General features: G+C 69.3%; 16 protein-coding genes. 13 read left to right on the top strand and 3 right to left on the bottom strand.

Annotated elements, in window-relative coordinates:
• Nucleotides 1–23: 23 nt before the first annotated feature.
• From cheA to flhF, 10 genes are all read left to right on the top strand, one after another.
• Nucleotides 24–2066 carry a chemotaxis protein CheA gene (cheA, locus tag CAL11_RS11715; RefSeq protein WP_086093021.1) on the top strand — a complete coding sequence of 681 codons (2043 nt, stop codon included), beginning with the start codon at nt 24–26 and terminating at the stop codon, nt 2064–2066.
• A gap of 14 nt (nt 2067–2080) precedes the next feature.
• Entirely contained in the window at nt 2081–2581 is a 501-nt protein-coding gene (cheW, locus tag CAL11_RS11710; RefSeq protein ID WP_003811919.1) for a chemotaxis protein CheW, read from the top strand.
• 72 nt (nt 2582–2653) lie between these two features.
• Nucleotides 2654–4360, top strand: coding sequence for a methyl-accepting chemotaxis protein (locus tag CAL11_RS11705; RefSeq protein ID WP_086093020.1), 1707 nt, complete (start codon nt 2654–2656; stop codon nt 4358–4360).
• An 8-nt stretch (nt 4361–4368) separates the two neighbouring features.
• Nucleotides 4369–5229 carry a CheR family methyltransferase gene (locus CAL11_RS11700; RefSeq protein WP_086093019.1) on the top strand — a complete coding sequence of 287 codons (861 nt, stop codon included), beginning with the start codon at nt 4369–4371 and terminating at the stop codon, nt 5227–5229.
• Nucleotides 5226–6278 (top strand): protein-glutamate methylesterase/protein-glutamine glutaminase, encoded by a 1053-nt coding sequence (locus tag CAL11_RS11695; RefSeq protein ID WP_033467740.1) that lies wholly within the window; start codon nt 5226–5228, stop codon nt 6276–6278. The genes CAL11_RS11700 and CAL11_RS11695 overlap by 4 nt, the downstream gene beginning before the upstream one ends.
• 52 nt (nt 6279–6330) lie before the next feature.
• Nucleotides 6331–6720 carry a chemotaxis response regulator CheY gene (cheY, locus tag CAL11_RS11690; protein WP_033467737.1) on the top strand — a complete coding sequence of 130 codons (390 nt, stop codon included), beginning with the start codon at nt 6331–6333 and terminating at the stop codon, nt 6718–6720.
• Between the two features lie 8 nt (nt 6721–6728).
• Entirely contained in the window at nt 6729–7361 is a 633-nt protein-coding gene (gene cheZ / locus CAL11_RS11685) for a protein phosphatase CheZ (protein WP_003817162.1), read from the top strand.
• 226 nt (nt 7362–7587) lie between these two features.
• Complete coding sequence (gene flhB / locus CAL11_RS11680) at nt 7588–8742, top strand: flagellar biosynthesis protein FlhB (RefSeq protein ID WP_068926311.1); 1155 nt, start codon at nt 7588–7590, stop codon at nt 8740–8742.
• A 3-nt stretch (nt 8743–8745) separates the two neighbouring features.
• A complete protein-coding gene (gene flhA / locus CAL11_RS11675) occupies nt 8746–10863 on the top strand; it encodes a flagellar biosynthesis protein FlhA (protein WP_086093018.1) in 2118 nt (705 codons plus the stop codon).
• Nucleotides 10860–13220 carry a flagellar biosynthesis protein FlhF gene (gene flhF, locus CAL11_RS11670; RefSeq protein WP_086093017.1) on the top strand — a complete coding sequence of 787 codons (2361 nt, stop codon included), beginning with the start codon at nt 10860–10862 and terminating at the stop codon, nt 13218–13220. The genes flhA and flhF overlap by 4 nt, the downstream gene beginning before the upstream one ends.
• Before the next feature lie 17 nt (nt 13221–13237).
• On the opposite strand, the gene CAL11_RS11665 is transcribed toward flhF, so the two are convergent.
• The 3 genes from CAL11_RS11665 to flgA all read right to left on the bottom strand — a co-directional run bounded on the left by CAL11_RS11665 (nt 13238) and on the right by flgA (nt 14864).
• Nucleotides 13238–13720: a flagella synthesis protein FlgN gene (locus CAL11_RS11665; protein WP_068926305.1), complete on the bottom strand. Its 483-nt coding sequence runs from the start codon at nt 13718–13720 to the stop codon at nt 13238–13240.
• A gap of 16 nt (nt 13721–13736) precedes the next feature.
• Nucleotides 13737–14027 (bottom strand): flagellar biosynthesis anti-sigma factor FlgM, encoded by a 291-nt coding sequence (gene flgM / locus CAL11_RS11660; RefSeq protein ID WP_086093016.1) that lies wholly within the window; start codon nt 14025–14027, stop codon nt 13737–13739.
• Nucleotides 14028–14153: 126 nt separating this feature from the next.
• A complete protein-coding gene (gene flgA / locus CAL11_RS11655) occupies nt 14154–14864 on the bottom strand; it encodes a flagellar basal body P-ring formation chaperone FlgA (RefSeq protein ID WP_033460475.1) in 711 nt (236 codons plus the stop codon).
• Between the two features lie 183 nt (nt 14865–15047).
• Between flgA and flgB the strand changes: the two genes are divergently transcribed.
• From flgB to CAL11_RS11640, 3 genes are read left to right on the top strand one after another with little or no spacing between them, the layout of a single operon-like run.
• Nucleotides 15048–15455, top strand: a complete 408-nt coding sequence (gene flgB, locus CAL11_RS11650) for a flagellar basal body rod protein FlgB (RefSeq protein ID WP_033460466.1) — start codon at nt 15048–15050, stop codon at nt 15453–15455.
• Nucleotides 15456–15467: 12 nt separating this feature from the next.
• Nucleotides 15468–15887, top strand: coding sequence for a flagellar basal body rod protein FlgC (gene flgC, locus CAL11_RS11645; protein ID WP_003817176.1), 420 nt, complete (start codon nt 15468–15470; stop codon nt 15885–15887).
• 47 nt (nt 15888–15934) lie between these two features.
• A complete protein-coding gene (locus CAL11_RS11640; RefSeq protein ID WP_086093015.1) occupies nt 15935–16639 on the top strand; it encodes a flagellar hook capping FlgD N-terminal domain-containing protein in 705 nt (234 codons plus the stop codon).
• Nucleotides 16640–16682 lie beyond the last annotated feature (43 nt).

The raw sequence follows: 16682 nt of genomic DNA, 5'->3' as shown, positions 1-16682 counted from the left end.
TTTCTATAGGAAGCATACGGGTCATGAGTTCAGGTCTGGACCTCAGTCAGTTCTACGAAACATTCTTCGACGAAGCCGACGAGCTGCTCGCGCAGATGGAGCAGTTGCTGCTCGAGCTGGACGTGGGCGCGCCCGATATCGAGCAGCTCAACGCGATCTTCCGCGCCGCGCACTCCATCAAGGGCGGCGCGGCCACTTTCGGCTGCTTCCAGAAGCTGGCCGGAACCACGCATTTGCTCGAAAACCTGCTGGATGCGATCCGGCGCGGCGAGATGGGACTGCGCGCCGACATGGTGGACATTTTCCTGGAAACGAAAGACGTGCTCAAAAGCCAACTGGACGCCTACCGGGCCTCCGAAGAGCCCGAAGACGCGGTATTCGAGCGCATTTGCGCCGTGTTGCGCCAGCTGGCGCTGGAAGGCGGGCAAGCGCCCGCGGCCGCCGCGCCGGTGGCGGCGCCCGAACCCGAGCCCGAACCCGAACCCGCGCCCCAGCCGGACGCGGCATCCGCGGCGCCGGGCCTGCCATTGCGGGTGCGATTCAGCAAGGTGTCGGACAAGGACGCCCAGTCGCTGCTGGAGGAAATGGGCAATCTGGGCGACGTGCGCGCCAGCGAGCGCGCCGGCCAGACGCTGACGGTGTGGGTCGACACGACCTGCTCGCCGGACGATATCGAAGCGGTGTGCTGCTTCATCATCGACGCGGACCAGTTGGAAATCGCCCGCGAGGCCGAACCGGCCCACGCGCCGGCGCAGGCGGCCGCCCCGGATGCCGCCGCCACGCCGACGCCGGCTCCCGCTCCCGCCGCGGCCCAGGCCGCCGAGCCGGCGCGCGCCGCGCGCCCGAGCATCGCGCCCGCGCACGCCGACAAGGAGTCGACCTCGATTCGCGTCGGCGTCGAGAAGGTCGACCAGGTGATCAACCTGGTCGGCGAGCTGGTGATCACGCAGGCGATGCTGGCGCAGACCGCCTCGACGCTCGATCCGGTGCTGCATGATCGCCTGCTCAATGGCATGGAGCAGCTCGAGCGCAACGCGCGCGACCTGCAGGAAGCGGTCATGTCGATCCGCATGATGCCGATGGATTACGTGTTCAGCCGCTTTCCGCGCCTGGTGCGCGATATCGCCGGCAAGATGGGCAAGCAGATCGAGCTGCAGACCTATGGGCGTGCCACCGAGCTGGACAAGAGCCTGATCGAGCGCATCATCGACCCCTTGACGCACCTGGTGCGCAACAGCCTGGACCATGGCATCGAAACGCCGGAAAAGCGCGTGGCGGCCGGCAAGGAGCCGGTGGGCCAGCTGGTGCTGTCGGCGCAGCACAACGGCGGCAACATCGTCATCGAGGTCAGCGACGATGGCGGCGGCCTGAGCCGCGAACGCATCCTCAGGAAGGCCGCGGCCCAGGGGCTGGCGGTCAACGAGAATTCGCCCGACGACGAAGTCTGGCAATTGATCTTCGCGCCCGGTTTCTCGACCGCCGACCAGGTCACGGACATCTCCGGGCGCGGCGTCGGCATGGACGTCGTGCGCCGCAACATCCAGGACATGGGCGGTCACGTGCAGCTCTCCAGCGTGCCGGGGCAGGGGACGACCACGCGCATCGTTCTGCCGCTGACGCTGGCCATCCTGGACGGCATGTCGGTGCGGGTGGGCGAGGAAACCTTCATCCTGCCGCTGAACCATGTCACCGAATCCTTGCAGCCGCAGGCCGACCAGATCTATTCGGTGGCCGGCAACGAGCGCGTGATGCAGGTGCGCGGCGAGTACCTGCCGCTGGTGGAAATGCACCGGGTGTTCTCGGTGGGCCAGGCGCAGGCCGATCCCACCCAGGCCATCGCCGTCATCATGCAGGCCGAGGAGCGCCGCTTCGCGCTGCTGGTCGACCACCTCGTCGGCCAGCACCAGGTGGTGGTGAAGAACCTCGAATCGAACTATCGCAAGGTACCCGGCATTTCGGCCGCCACCATCCTGGGCGACGGCAGCGTGGCGCTGATCGTGGACGTATTCGCGCTGGCGCGCGCCAACCGGGAAAAGTGGTCCCAGCCCGAAGCCATTCTGAATTGACGGAGAGACATACCATGGCAGCCAAACCGCACACCCAGGCCACGCGCGCCGAAGACGTGGGCAACGAGTTCCTGGTCTTCACGCTGGGCGAGGAAGAGTACGGCATCGATATCCTGAAAGTGCAGGAAATCCGCGGCTACGACGCCGCCACGGTCACGCGCATCGCGAATGTGCCGTCCTTCATCAAGGGCGTGACCAACCTGCGCGGCATCATCGTGCCGATCGTGGACCTGCGCATCAAGTTCAACCTGGGCAGCGTCGAATACAACGAGCAGACCGTCGTCATCATCCTCAACCTCGACCGCCGCGTGGTCGGCATCGTGGTCGACGGGGTGTCGGACGTGCTGATGCTCAACGCGGCCCAGGTGCGCCCGGCGCCGGAGTTCGGCGCCACCCTGTCCACCGAGTACCTGACCGGCCTGGGCACGGTGGACGAACGCATGCTCATCCTGGTCGACATCGAGAAGCTGATGACCAGCGACGAGATGGCGCTGGTGGAGAAAGTGGCGTCCTGACGGGGCCGGTGCGCGGGCGGCGCGCCGCCCGCCGTTTTGTTCAACGCTTGCAGTCAAGGAGTGGTTCCTGTCATGCGCAAGTTCCTCGCGAACCTGTCGATACGCGGCAGCCTGTTGGGCGTGCTGGCGTTCTTCTCTTTCATGCTGGTCGTCGGCGCCGCCCTGGGCGTGCTGTCGCTGCGGGTCAGCAACGACACGTTGCAGGGAGTCAAGCAGACCCAGGATGTCGCCGACGCGATGGATCGCGTCGTCAACAGCTACAAGGACGCGCTCAATGGCCTGGGCCGCGCCGCGGCATCGCACTATGGCGCGATCGTGAGCGCCGTGGGCCAGCCGGTGCAGGTCGAACAGGGCTTGGGCAGCGAAGCGGCGGGCTTGTTGCAGCGCGCCAAGGCTTCACTCAACCGCGCCGAGACCGAGTACGAGTATTACAAGGGCCTGCCCCGGCCGGCCAGCGCCGCCGAAAGCCTGAAAGAGGTCGAGGACGCCTTCCAGGCGCTGGTCGGCCAGGGACTCCATCCGCTGGCCGCCGCGCTGGAGAAGGGCGACATGACCGGCTACCGGTCGCACGCGCAGAACGTCCTTGACGCGCTGGAGGGCCGTTTCTCGGGCGCCATCGCCGCGTTCGACTTCTGGCGCGCCAGCGAGCTGCTCGACGCCCACGAAGTGGCCGAGACGCGCTATCGCTTCGTGCTGGCGGCCGTGGCCGCGGGCGGGGTGCTGGCCGCGTTGCTGGTGTTCTCGACCTATCTGTTCCTGCGCCGCCGCGTGCTGCAGCCGCTGCGCGAAGTGGGCCAGCATTTCGACAAGATCGCCGCCGGCGACCTGACCGCGCGCGTGGATGTGCGCAACAACAACGAGATCGGCCAATTGTTCGCCGGTCTCAAGCGCATGGAAGAAAGCCTGACGCGCACGGTCGCGGCGGTGCGCCGCGGGGTGGACGAGATCAACGTGGGGTCGCGCGAGATCGCAGCCGGCAACACGGACCTGTCCAGCCGCACCGAGGAGCAGGCGGCCTCGCTGGAGGAGACCGCGGCGTCGATGGAGCAGCTGGCCTCGACGGTCAAGCAGAACGCCGACAACGCGCGCCAGGCCAACCAGCTGGCGGCCAGCGCCTCGGACGTGGCCGAGCGCGGCGGTTCGGCGGTGTCGGAAGTGGTGACGACGATGCAGGACATCTCGGCCAGTTCGCGCAAGATTTCCGAGATCGTGTCGGTGATCGACGGGATTGCGTTCCAGACCAACATCCTGGCGCTGAACGCGGCGGTGGAGGCGGCGCGCGCGGGCGAGCAGGGCAAGGGTTTCGCGGTGGTGGCGGGCGAAGTGCGCTCGCTGGCGCAGCGCAGCGCCCAGGCGGCCAAGGAGATCAAGGTGCTGATCGAGGACTCGGTCGGCAAGGTGGGCACGGGTTCGCAGCAGGTCGAGCGCGCCGGGGCGACGATGCAGGAGATCGTGGCCTCGGTCAAGCGGGTGACGGACATCATGGGCGAGATCTCGGCGGCCTCGGAAGAGCAGTCCAGCGGGATCGATCAGGTGAACCGGGCGGTGTCGCAGATGGACGAGGTGACGCAGCAGAACGCGGCGCTGGTGGAGGAGGCCGCGGCGGCGGCCGGTTCGCTGCAGGAGCAGGCGCAGCGCCTGGCCGAGGCGGTCTCGGTGTTCAAGATCAATGCCGGCGAAGTGATCGACCTGCCGGCCCGTCAACTGGGATCGAGGCAGGCGCCGGGTGCGCGCGAGACGACGCTGGCGCACGACGAAGCGCTGGCGCTGGGACACTGAGGTCAGGCGTGGCGACAGCAATGACGACGCCGGCTTTCAGCGCCGAGCGCCAGTTCGAGTTCCGCGACGCGGACTTCGCCCGGGTACGGCAGATGATCTACGCGCGCGCCGGCATTTCGCTGGGCGCGCACAAGCGCGAGATGGTGTACAGCCGCCTGGCGCGGCGCCTGCGCGCGCTGGGGCAGCAGGAGTTCCGCGCCTACCTGGACGGACTGGAGAACGAGCCGGCGGCGCCCGAGTGGGAGGACTTCGTCAACGCCCTGACGACCAACCTGACCGCGTTCTTTCGCGAATCGCATCACTTTCCCATCCTGGCCGATTTCGCGCGCCAGCGCGGCGGGCCGGTATCGGTGTGGTGCTGCGCCGCCTCGACCGGCGAGGAGCCGTACTCGATTGCCATGACGCTGATCGAGAGCCTGGGCGCCCGCGCCCAGGCCAGCCAGCTGCTGGCCACCGATATCGACACAAACTGCCTGCAACGCGCGCGCGCGGGCGTCTATCCGTACGAACGGGTGGCCAAGCTGGACCCGGCGCGCCTGAAGCGCTTCTTCATGCGCGGGCGCGGCGCCAATGAAGGACAGGTCAAGGTGCGCGCCGAGCTGGCCGACATGGTGCGCTTCGATACCTTGAACCTGCTGGCGCCGCACTGGCCGATCAACGAGAAGTTCGACGCGATCTTCTGCCGCAACGTCATGATTTACTTCGACAAGCCGACCCAGGCCAGGATCCTGCGGCGGTTCGTCCCCTTGCTCAAGCCGGGCGGGCTGCTGTTTGCCGGGCATTCCGAGAATTTCACCTATATCAGCCGCGATTTCCGCCTGCGCGGGCAGACCGTCTACGAGCAGGCCAGCGGCGAGTTCCCAGTATGAAGAAGATCAAGGTCTTGTGCGTGGACGACTCCGCGCTGGTGCGCGGCCTGATGACCGAGATCATCAACAGCCATCCGGACATGGAGGTGGTCGCGACCGCGCCCGATCCCTTGGTGGCGCGCGAACTGATCAAGAAGCACAACCCGGACGTGCTGACGCTGGATGTGGAAATGCCGCGCATGGACGGCCTGGATTTTCTCGAAAAGCTGATGCGGCTGCGGCCCATGCCGGTGGTGATGGTGTCGTCGCTGACCGAGCGCGGCGGCGAGATCACGCTGCGGGCGCTGGAGCTGGGCGCGATCGACTTCGTGACCAAGCCCAAGCTGGGGATCCGCGACGGACTGATCGAGTATTCCGAGGTGATCGCGGACAAGATCCGCGCCGCCTCGCGCGCGCGCCTGCGCGCGCCCGCGCCGGCCGGCCACGCGGCGCCGTTGCGCCTGCGCAGCCCGTTCGCCAGCTCCGAGAAGCTGGTGATCGTGGGCGCGTCGACCGGCGGCACCGAAGCGATCCGCGAAGTGCTGCAGCCCTTGCCGGCCGACAGCCCGGCGATCCTCGTCACCCAGCACATGCCGGCCGGCTTCACGCGTTCGTTCGCGCAACGCCTGGACGCGCTGTGCGCGGTGACCGTGCGCGAAGCCAGCGACGGCGAGCGGGTGCTGCCGGGCCACGTCTACCTGGCGCCGGGCGGCGAGACGCATATGCGCCTGGGCCGCAGCGGGGCCAACTACGTGATCGAGCTGCTGGCCAGCGAACCGGTCAACCGTCATCGTCCCTCGGTGGACGTGCTGTTCCATTCGGCCGCCCAGGCGGCCGGCGGCAACGCGATCGGGGTGATCCTGACCGGCATGGGCAAGGACGGCGCGGCGGGCCTGCTGGCGATGAAACGCGCCGGCGCGCGTACCATGGCGCAGGACGAGGCCAGTTGCGTGGTCTTCGGCATGCCGCGCGAGGCGATCGCGCTGGGCGCGGCCGACGAGGTCGTGCCGCTGGCCGATATCAGTGAGCGGATTCTGACACGTCTGGGCGACCGCGGGCATCGCGTTTGACGCCGCCGCCCCAACGGCGCGGGCGTCCGGACATTATTTTCTTGGAGTTGAGATGGTAGATAAGGGAATGAAGATACTGGTGGTGGATGATTTCCCCACCATGCGGCGCATCATACGCAACCTGCTCAAGGAGCTGGGTTTCGAGAACGTCGACGAGGCCGAGGACGGCGCCATCGGGCTGGAGAAACTGCGCAACGGCGGCTTCCAGTTCGTGGTGTCGGACTGGAACATGCCCAACCTCGACGGCCTGGAAATGCTCAAGCAGATCCGCGCCGACGCGGCGCTGAAGTCGCTGCCGGTGCTGATGGTGACGGCCGAGGCCAAGAAGGAGAATATCGTGGCGGCGGCCCAGGCCGGCGCCAACGGCTACGTGGTCAAGCCGTTCACGGCCGCGACGCTGGAAGAGAAGCTGAACAAGATCTTCGAGAAACTCGCCGGCTGAGGTACCGAATGAATGCGACGGACACTGGCATGCAGGCAGACCCGACCGACCTGATCCAGCGGATCGCCTCGCTGACGCGCATGCTGCGCGACAGCATGCGCGAGCTCGGGCTGGACCAGGCCATCAAGGATGCCGCCGAGGCGATTCCCGATGCGCGCGACCGCCTGCGCTACGTGGCGCAGATGACCGAGCAGGCCGCCAACCGGGTGCTCAACGCCACCGAGGCCGCCGGCCCCATCCAGGACGGCATGGCGCGCGGCGCGCAGGCCCTGGACGAGCGCTGGCAGCAATGGTACGACCAGCCGCTCGAGTTGCCGCAGGCGCGCGCCCTGGTGCAGGACACGCGCGCCTTCCTGGCCGCCGTGCCGCAGCACACGCAGCAGACCCAGGCCAAGCTGATGGAAATCGTCATGGCGCAGGATTTCCAGGACCTGACCGGCCAGGTCATCATGCGCATGATGGACGTGGTGGGCGCGATCGAGCGCGAACTGCTGCAGGTGCTGCTGGACAACGTGCCGCAGGAGCGCCGCGACGAAGCCAACTCGCTGCTCAACGGTCCGCAGGTCAACCCCGGCGGCAAGGCCGACGTCGTCACCAGCCAGGACCAGGTCGACGACCTGCTGGCCAGCCTGGGCTTCTGACCAGGGCAGGGTGCCTGTTCCCGCGGGGACAGGCACCGAATCGGCGTGGCGCAGGGTGCGGGGTGCCTGTCCCTGCGAGGACAGGCACCCCACGCGCCGGCCGCCGCCATCCCGGAATAACGCCGCTTTCCCCCCGCTTCTTGGCTTATCGCCGCGCGGGCCGTCCGCCTAGAATCTCGGCGGGCAGTCCACAACCCGCATCCGGGCTGCAAACAAAGCGTCGAGCATGGCCGAAGAAAGCGATCTTGAAAAGTCCGAAGCCGCCTCTCCCAGGCGCCTGGAAAAGGCGCGCGAGGAGGGGCAGATCGCGCGTTCGCGCGAGCTGGGCACGTTCATGATGCTGGCCGCCGGCGTGGCGGGCGTATGGCTGAGCGGTTCGATGCTGTACCGGGGGCTGACCGGCGTGCTGCGGCGCGGCCTGGGGTTCGAGCCGCGCGTGGCGCAGGACCCGGGCGTGATGGTCGAGCAGGCGGTGCACGGCGCCGGGCAGGCGTTGCTGACGGTGCTGCCCATGTTCGGCATGCTGGCCGTGGTGGCGGTGCTGTCGGCGGTGCTGCTGGGGGGCTTCGTCTTCTCGACCAAGCCGCTGGAGCCGAATTTCTCGAAATTGAGCCTGTGGTCGGGCATCAAGCGCATGTTCTCGGCGCAGACCGCGGTCGAGCTGGTCAAGGCGCTGGCCAAGGCCGCGCTGGTGGGCGGCGTGGCGGTCTGGGTGATCTGGCACTACCACGACGACATGCTGGGGCTGATGCACGTGGCGCCCAGCGCCGCGTTGACCAGCGCCATGTCGCTGGTGGCGCTGTGCAGCGCCCTGATCGTGGCCTCGCTGCTGTTCGTGGTGCTGCTGGATGTGCCCTGGCAGATCTGGAGCCATCTCAAGAAGCTGCGCATGACCAAGGAGGATGTGCGGCAGGAACACAAGGAAAGCGAGGGCGACCCGCACGTCAAGGGCCGCATCCGCCAGCAGCAGCGCGCCATGGCGCGCCGGCGCATGATGTCCGAGGTGCCCGGCGCCGACGTGGTGGTGACCAACCCGACCCATTACGCGGTGGCGCTGAAGTACGCGGACGGCGCGGCCGGCGCGCCGCGCGTGGTCGCCAAGGGCACCGGGCTGATCGCCGCCCGCATCCGCGAGCTCGCCGCCGAGCATCGCATCCCGACGCTCGAGGCGCCGCCGCTGGCGCGCGCCCTGCATCAACACGTCGAACTGGGACAGGAAATCCCGACGGCGCTTTATACCGCGGTGGCCGAGGTGCTGGCGTGGGTGTTCCAGCTGCGCAGCTGGCGTCCCGGACTGGGACGCGAGCCGCAGGCGCCGACGGCGCTGGCCGTACCGGCCGAACTGGACCCGCACAGCCAGCCCGCCACCCAAGGAGCCTGACGAATGAGCGCGCTGCTCTCCATGCTGAAAACCAACGGGGCCGCCAACGCCAAGCTGCTGGCCGGCCCGATCCTCATCGTGCTCGTGCTGGGCATGATGGTGCTGCCGCTGCCCACGTTCCTGCTGGACTTGCTGTTCACCTTCAACATCGCCCTGTCGGTGATGATCCTGCTGGTGGCGATGTTCACGCGCAAGCCGCTGGATTTCGCCGCGTTTCCCTCGGTGCTGCTGTTCGCCACGCTGTTGCGGCTGTCCCTGAACGTGGCCTCGACGCGGGTGGTGCTGCTCAACGGCCACCAGGGGCCGGACGCGGCCGGCAAGGTGATCGAGGCGTTCGGCCACTTCCTGGTGGGCGGCAATTTCGCGGTCGGCATCATCCTGTTCGTGATCCTGACCATCATCAACTTCATCGTCATCACCAAGGGCGCCGGGCGGATCGCCGAAGTCGGCGCGCGCTTCACCCTGGATGCGATGCCGGGCAAGCAGATGGCCATCGACGCCGACCTCAACGCCGGGCTGATCGGCGAGGACGAGGCGCGCAAGCGCCGCGCCGAGGTGGCGCAGGAATCGGATTTCTTCGGCTCGATGGACGGCGCCAGCAAGTTCGTGCGCGGCGACGCCATCGCCGGCCTGCTGATCATGGTCATCAACGTGATCGGCGGCCTGATCGTGGGCGTGGCCCAGCACGACCTGTCGGTGGGCGAGTCGGCCCGCGTGTACACGCTGCTGACGATCGGCGACGGCCTGGTGGCGCAGATCCCGGCGCTGGTGATCTCCACCGCCGCCGGCGTGGTGGTCTCGCGCGTGGCGACCGACCAGGACGTGGGCCAGCAGATCCTGTCGCAGCTGTTCTCCAACCCCAACGTGATGTTCCTGACGGCCGCCATCGTCGGCATCATGGGCCTGATCCCCAATATGCCGCACCTGGCGTTCCTGACGCTGGCCGCGCTGCTGGCCGGTTGCGGCTGGATGCTCTACAAGCGCAACCTGGCCGCCGCCAGCCAGGCGCAGCAACCCGCCGAGACCGCCGCGGCCCAGGCGCAGGCGGCGGCTTCGGAGGCGACCTGGGAAGACGTCTCGATGGTGGACCAGCTGGGGCTGGAAGTGGGCTATCGCCTCATTCCGCTGGTCGACCATGCGCAGAACGGCGAGCTGCTGCACCGCATTCGCAGCCTGCGCAAGAAGTTCGCCCAGGACGTGGGCTTCCTGCCTCCGGTGGTGCACATCCGCGACAACCTGGAACTCAAGCCGAACGACTACCGCATCCTGCTGTCGGGCGTGGAAATCGGCCGCGGCGTGGCCATGCCTGGCCAATGGCTGGCCATCGATCCGGGCGGCGTGGCCATGCAGGTCAAGGGCACTCCCACCACCGACCCGGCCTTCGGCCTGCCGGCGCTGTGGATCGACAATGGCCAGCGCGACCAGGCCCAGGTGGCCGGCTACACGGTGGTGGACGCCAGCACGGTGGTGGCCACCCACCTGAACCACTTGATGCACCGCCACGGCGACAACCTGCTGGGCCGCCAGGAAGTGCAGGCGCTGATCGAGCGCATCGGGCGCGAATCGCCCAAGCTGGTCGAGGACCTGGTGCCCAAGACGCTGTCGCTGACCACCTTGCAGAAAGTGCTGCAGGGCCTGCTGGCCGAGGAAGTGCCGATCCGCGACATGCGCACCATCGTCGATACCCTGTCCGAGCACGCGCCGCGCCTGGCGGCCCTGGCCGCCAACGCGGGCGGGCAGCCCGACGTGCACGAATTGGTGGCGTTGACGCGCCGTTCGCTGGGCCGGGCCATCACCCAGCAATGGTTCCCGGGCGACGGCGAACTGCGCGTGATCGGGCTGGACGTGCGCCTGGAGCGCGTGCTGACGCAGGCCATGGCCACCAGCGGCGGCCTCGAGCCGGGGCTGGCCGAGACGCTGCTGCGCGAGACCGAGGCGGCGCTGGCGCGCCAGGAGGCGCAGGGCAACGCCCCGGTGCTGCTGACCTCGCCGCCGCTGCGCGCGCCGCTGTCGCGCTTTCTCAGACATCATCTGCCGCAGTTGGGCGTGCTTTCGAATGCCGAGATCCCCGATGAGCGCGTGGTGCGCGTGACGGCGCTCATTGGAGGCAATGGCGAATGAAGTTGAGCCGTTTCGTCGCGGCCAGCAGCCGCGAAGTCATGCGCCTGGTGCGCGAGGCGCTGGGCCCGGATGCGCTGATCGTGTCCAACCGCAGCGTGGCCGAGGGCATCGAAGTGGTGGCCACGCTGGACGAGACGCCCGCCGCGGCGCCTGCCGCGTCGCCGCGCGATACGCCGGCCGGGATGCCCGCCGCGGACGCGGCCGCGCCGCTGTCCATGGCGCGCCTGCCCGATGCGCCGATGCCCGCGGCCATGCCGGCCGGCCGCGTCCCGCCGGGGCTGGAGGCGGGTGTGCAGGCCGCCATCGACGCGCTGCGCGGCTCGCTGGAAAGCCGCATGGACGGGCTGCTGTGGGGCACGCGCGACGGGCCGGGCCGCGAGCCCGTGGGCGCCGGACTGTTCCGCGCCTTGCTGGAGGCGGGCTTCAGCATGCCGCTGGCGCGCATCCTGCTCGAGCGCCTGCCGCAGGCGCTCGACGCCGCGCAGGCGCTGGCCTGGGCGCGCAACGAGCTGGTGGCGCACCTGCCGGTGCTGCGCCGCGAGGACGACCTGCTGGCCGGCGGCGGCGTATTCGCGCTGGTCGGCCCCACCGGGGTGGGCAAGACCACCACGCTGGCCAAGCTGGCGGCGCGCTGCGTGGCGCGCGAAGGGCGCGAGCAGGTGGCCATGCTGACCACCGACAATTTCCGCATCGGCGCGCTGGAACAGTTGCAGATCTATGGACGCCTGATGGGCATCCCGGCCCATTCGGTGCGCGACGCCGACGAATTGCGCGACGCGCTGGGCAGCCTGGGCAACCGCAGGATCATCCTGATCGACACCACCGGCATCAGCCAGCGCGACCGCCAGGTGGCGGGGCAGGCCGCCATGCTGTGCAACGCCGGCAAGCCGGTGCGCCGCCTGCTGGTGCTCAACGCCGCCAGCCAGGGCGACACGCTGGACGAAGTGGCGCACGCCTATCGCAACGGCGTGGGCGAGGACGTGGTCGGCTGCATCATCACCAAGCTGGACGAGGCTTCGCGGCTGGCGCCGGCGCTGGATACGGCGATCCGCCACCGCCTGCCCATCCACTATGTCTCCTACGGGCAGAAGGTGCCCGAGCACATGGCCCTGGCGCGCGCCGACGAACTGATCGACCGCACCCTGGCCACGCTGCAGCGGGTCAAGCCGCTGTACGCGCCCAGCGAGGCCGACCTGGCCGCCTTGTGCAGCGCCTCCCGCGAGCAGGTGCGCGACGCGCCGGCGCAGCGCCGCCAGATGCTGGCGGCCACGCTGCTGGGTCAGGGCGGCGCCGCGGCGCGCGAGCTCGACGGCGCGCTGGACTGGCTGCGCGACGATCCGGCCTGCGCTCAGGCGCGCCATGACTGGCGCGCGGCCATGGCCGGCCCGGTCACGGCGCAGGCGCTGGGCGACGCGGCGCTGGCCCTGGCGCGCCAGGCCTACCCGGCCGCCAGCGCCCGCTATCTGCTGGCCATGCACGGCAAGGCGGCGCTGCGCGCGGCCGGCCTGCCACAGGCCACCTTGCTGTCGGCGCTGCTGATGAGCGACCGCGGCGCGGCGCTGGCCGCGCCCGCCCAGCAATTGATGCTGCAGCATGGCCTGCTGGCCGCGTATGCGCCGGGCGAGCCGGCCGGCGCCAATGCGATGCAGGCCATGCTTGCGCGCACGGGCTATCTGTCGGGCGAACTGGCCCGGCTGCCGCACGTGCATGTGTTCGACGCCGGCTCGGCCCCGCCGTGGCAGGCGCTGGCCGGGCAGGACAACCTGTGGCTGGCGCGCTGCGCCGGCGCCACGCGGGTGCAGCAGGACCTGTGTCCCACTTTGCTCAAGGCCGTGGCCCGCGGGCTGGGATACCTGCCGGTAGGCAATGTGACGGTCCCGGGCAAGGGCGGCGCGACCCTGGCGCTGTGGGCCGGCAGCGCGGAGGTCTTGCTGGCCGCGCGCGGCCAGGCGCCGCTTTCCGTGCGCATGGTCAGCGCGCGCCTGCTCGATCCGTCCAGCGGCCGCCAGGTGGCGCAGTGGTTCGGCCTGACGAACCTGGCCGCCGCGCAGGCCGACGCGGCCACGCTGGCCCGCTGGCTGGTGCAGTATGAACAGGCGCGCGGCGCGTTCCGCTACATGGCGCATGCCTGGGCGGCGTTGCCGCCGGATGCGGGCGATGCCGCGGCGCTGTCCGCGCGCGCGCTGGCGGCGGGGCAGCTGGGCGCCGCGTGCTGGCAGCTGGAGCACCAGGCGCAGGCCGCCGCGATGCGCCAGGCCTTGCCCGGCCTGCTCGGGCCGGGCGCGCGCAAGGCGCCCGCGCGGCTGGCGCCCGCTGCCTTGATGAAGTTGTTTGCCTTGCTGGAGATGGCCGGCTGAACGCCGGCCCGATCGGCTCAGGTGGCGACGATGGCGCGGCCCGAGGCGGCGCTGGAGTAGCCGCGCTTGCCGCGGCCCTGGGCGTCATAGGTGGCGGCCGCGCCGGTGCCGGCGGCCTGGCGCAGGGCGTCGAGCGACTCCTGCGTATGGCGCAGGTTCACCGCGATCAGGGTGCCGTTGCGCTGGTTGTGGTCGCGCGCATTGGCCGCATTGGCCTGCAGGGCTTGCCACAGCGGGCCCAGCTCCGGGTGGGCGGCCGCCGCCGCGTCGGTGCCGGCCGGCCCGCCGGCCAGGCCCGCGGCGTCCAGCAGGGCGTCGCGCTCGGCGCCCAGGCGCGCCAGCTCGTCGGCCAGGGCTTCCTTGCGCTGTACCGCGGCCTGCAGCGACTCGTGCGCGCGGCGGTCCATCAGCGCCTCGGTTTCCGCCTCCAGGGCATGGAGGAATTCCACCACCAGGGTGTTTTCGCGTTCGAGGCAGGTCTTCAGGGCGGCAGGGTTCATGGCGGGCAACAGCGGTCTACTTGAGCAATTCCCGGGCGCTGGCGATCAGGCTGTCGGCGATGCGGGCGGGGTCGATCCGCAGCTGGCCGGACGCGATGGCCGCCCGGATGGCCGCCACGCGCTCGACGTCGATGTCGCTGCCGCCTTCCTGAGCCAGCAACTGGCGCGAGGCCGGGCTGAGCGCCACTTGCGCGCTGCCCGAACCGGCCTGGGCGCCGCTGCCATAGGCTTGGGCCACGGCGTGCTCGGCGCGTGCGCCGACCGCGTTGGGGCTCACCGGATGGCTGGTCGAGGATTGGATCTTCAAAATATTCTCCGCTGCGCGGGACCGGCCCGATGGGGCAGGTCCGCCTGGTTATGCCTGTGTAACGACACCATGGGCGCAAACTTTAGGGCGCGGGAACGGTACGGGCCCTGTCATATGTAACAGATTTTACAGCTGGACTTCAACCAGCCCGGCCGCCTGCACGATGCCGCTGACCACCTGGCCGGAGGCGGTGCGCACCTGGACCGTCGCGCCGGGCGGGGCGTTGTCCAGGGCCTGGCCTTCGCTGCTGACCACGAAGCCGTTGCCGCGCGCGGTGATGCGCACGCTTTGACCGCGCGACACCGATTCGGCGCTGCGCAGCCCGGCGCCCTTGATGGGCTGGCCCGCGGCGATGCGATGGGTGGGGCGCATGCCGAGGATGGCGGCCGCGTCGGTGATGACGCCCGGGGGCAGGGCCACCAGGTCGCCGTCGCGGGTGGTCAGGTCTGCCGCCTCGATGGTCTTGCCCGGCGCGATCTGGCGCGCCGCCACGTAGTACTGGCCCGGCACGCTGACGGTGGCCTGGGCGTAGATCGTCCAGGTGCGCGGCGCGACGCAGCGCAGGCCGACCGTCATGCGGGCGCGCACCCGCATGCCCGAGGGCATGAAGGGCGTCAGGGCCTCGCAGGCATCCAGCCGGTCGGCGCGCAACGGATCCAGGGTGATGGACGGCTCGCCGGGCAAGGCCGCCAATTGCTGGCGCAGATAGGTCTCGGCCGCCGCGGCCAGCTCGGCGGGATCCTGGGCGGGCGGCTCGGCCGCGGCGCGCGGCGCGGCGCCCGCCAGGATGGCCAGCGCCGCCAGGCGCGCGATGGAACGGGTACGGGGCGATTTCATGATAGGCAAATTGTAGAAGGGCGCCGTGCCGCGCAATAGCCGAATTGGCTCGGAAATGGCGGGTTGTTTGGCTTTTTGTGGCGGCCGCCCGCAACCTAAGATGCCGTCATGCCAAAAAGCGAGCCAGGCCGTCCGGCCGGTTCGCCCGGCCAATCAGTTCGCACACTATCGGGACGCGCCAGGATGCTAGACCGGCTAAACGAGGATTTCCGCTTTTTCCAGCAATCGATCGCGTTGCGCGCGCAGCGGCAGGAAGTGCTGTCCTCCAATATCGCCAATGCCGATACGCCCAACTACAAGGCGCGCGACTTCGATTTCAAGGCCGCCATGCAGGGCGCGCTGGAGCAGCGCATGCGCCTGCCCGACACGAATCTCGCGCTGACCTCGGCGCGCCACATTCCCGGCCAGGCCACCACGCCGGCGCCGGCCGAACTGATGTACCGCCTGCCTTACCAGCCCAGCCTGGACGGCAATACCGTCGACATGGACAGCGAGCGCGTGCGCTTCGCCGACAACACGCTGCATTACCAGAGCAGCATGCAGGTGTTGTCCGGCCGCATCCGTTCGCTGATGTCGGCGATCCAGGAATAACGGAGTCCAGCCATGTCCCTGTTGAGCATTTTCGAGATCGCCGGTTCGGCGCTGAGCGCGCAGTCCCAGCGCATGAACGTGTCGGCCAGCAACATGGCCAACGCCGACAGCGTGGCCGGCCCCGACGGCCAGCCGTACCGGGCGCGCCAGGTGGTGTTCCAGGTCAATCCGCCGGCCGGCCAGGCCTTCGGGCAGGAGATCGGCGGCGTGCGCGTGGCCGGCGTGGTCGAAGACCAATCGCCCTTCAAGAAGATCTACGACCCCAAGCATCCGATGGCCGACGCGCAGGGCTACGTGAACATGCCCAACGTCGACCCGGTGGCCGAGACGGTCAACATGATCGCCGCCTCGCGCTCGTACCAGGCCAACGTCGAAGTGCTCAACACCGCCAAGCAGCTGATGCTCAAGACGCTGACGATCGGCCAGTCCTGATCGGCGCGCGGACATCGCCTGCGGCACGCATACCGGAGCATTCATCCATGACCACAGTCAACGAAACCACTTCCAAGGCCGGCCTGGCCCTGGCGCAGGCCGGCTCCAACAGCGCCGCCCAGGGCATCCAGGATCAATTCCTGACGCTGCTGGTGACGCAGCTGCGCAACCAGGATCCGCTCAACCCGATGGAGAACGCCGAACTGACTTCTCAGCTGGCGCAGATCTCCACGGTGGAAGGCATCAACAACCTCAAGAACACCATGCTCGCCATCAGCGGGCAGATCGACGTGTCGCAGTCGATGGACGCGGTGTCGATGATAGGCAAGGGCGTGCTGATGCCGGGCGACAAGGTGTCGCTGGGCACCGACCCCAACGACCCCGCCCAGCGCGGCGCCACGCCGTTCGGCATCGATCTGCAGGGCGACGCGACCAAGGTGACGGTCAAGGTGCTGGATCCCTCGGGCGCCGTGGTGCGCACCATGGAGCTGGGCGACCTCAAGACCGGCGTGCACACGCTGCAATGGGACGGCAACAACGACGGCGGCCAGCCGCTGGCCGACGGCAAGTATTCGATCACGGTGAGCGCCAGCGACGCCGACGCCAATCCGGTCAAGACCGAGGCGCTGACCTACGGCCAGGTCAAGAGCGTGGCGTACTCCACCAACGGCCTGCGCCTGGACCTGGGCCTGGCCGGCCAGATCAGCATGCTGGACGTGCGCAAGGTCATCGGGGCTTCCGGGTCGGCATGACCCCAAACCGGGCCGGCCGCGCGCTGGCGACTCACCTCAACTT

This window comes from Bordetella genomosp. 6 (assembly GCF_002119705.1).
Lineage (GTDB): Bacteria > Pseudomonadota > Gammaproteobacteria > Burkholderiales > Burkholderiaceae_B > Bordetella > Bordetella bronchiseptica_F.
Note: the sequence above shows the minus strand (reverse complement) of the source record. Positions and strands in the feature narration are given on the sequence as shown.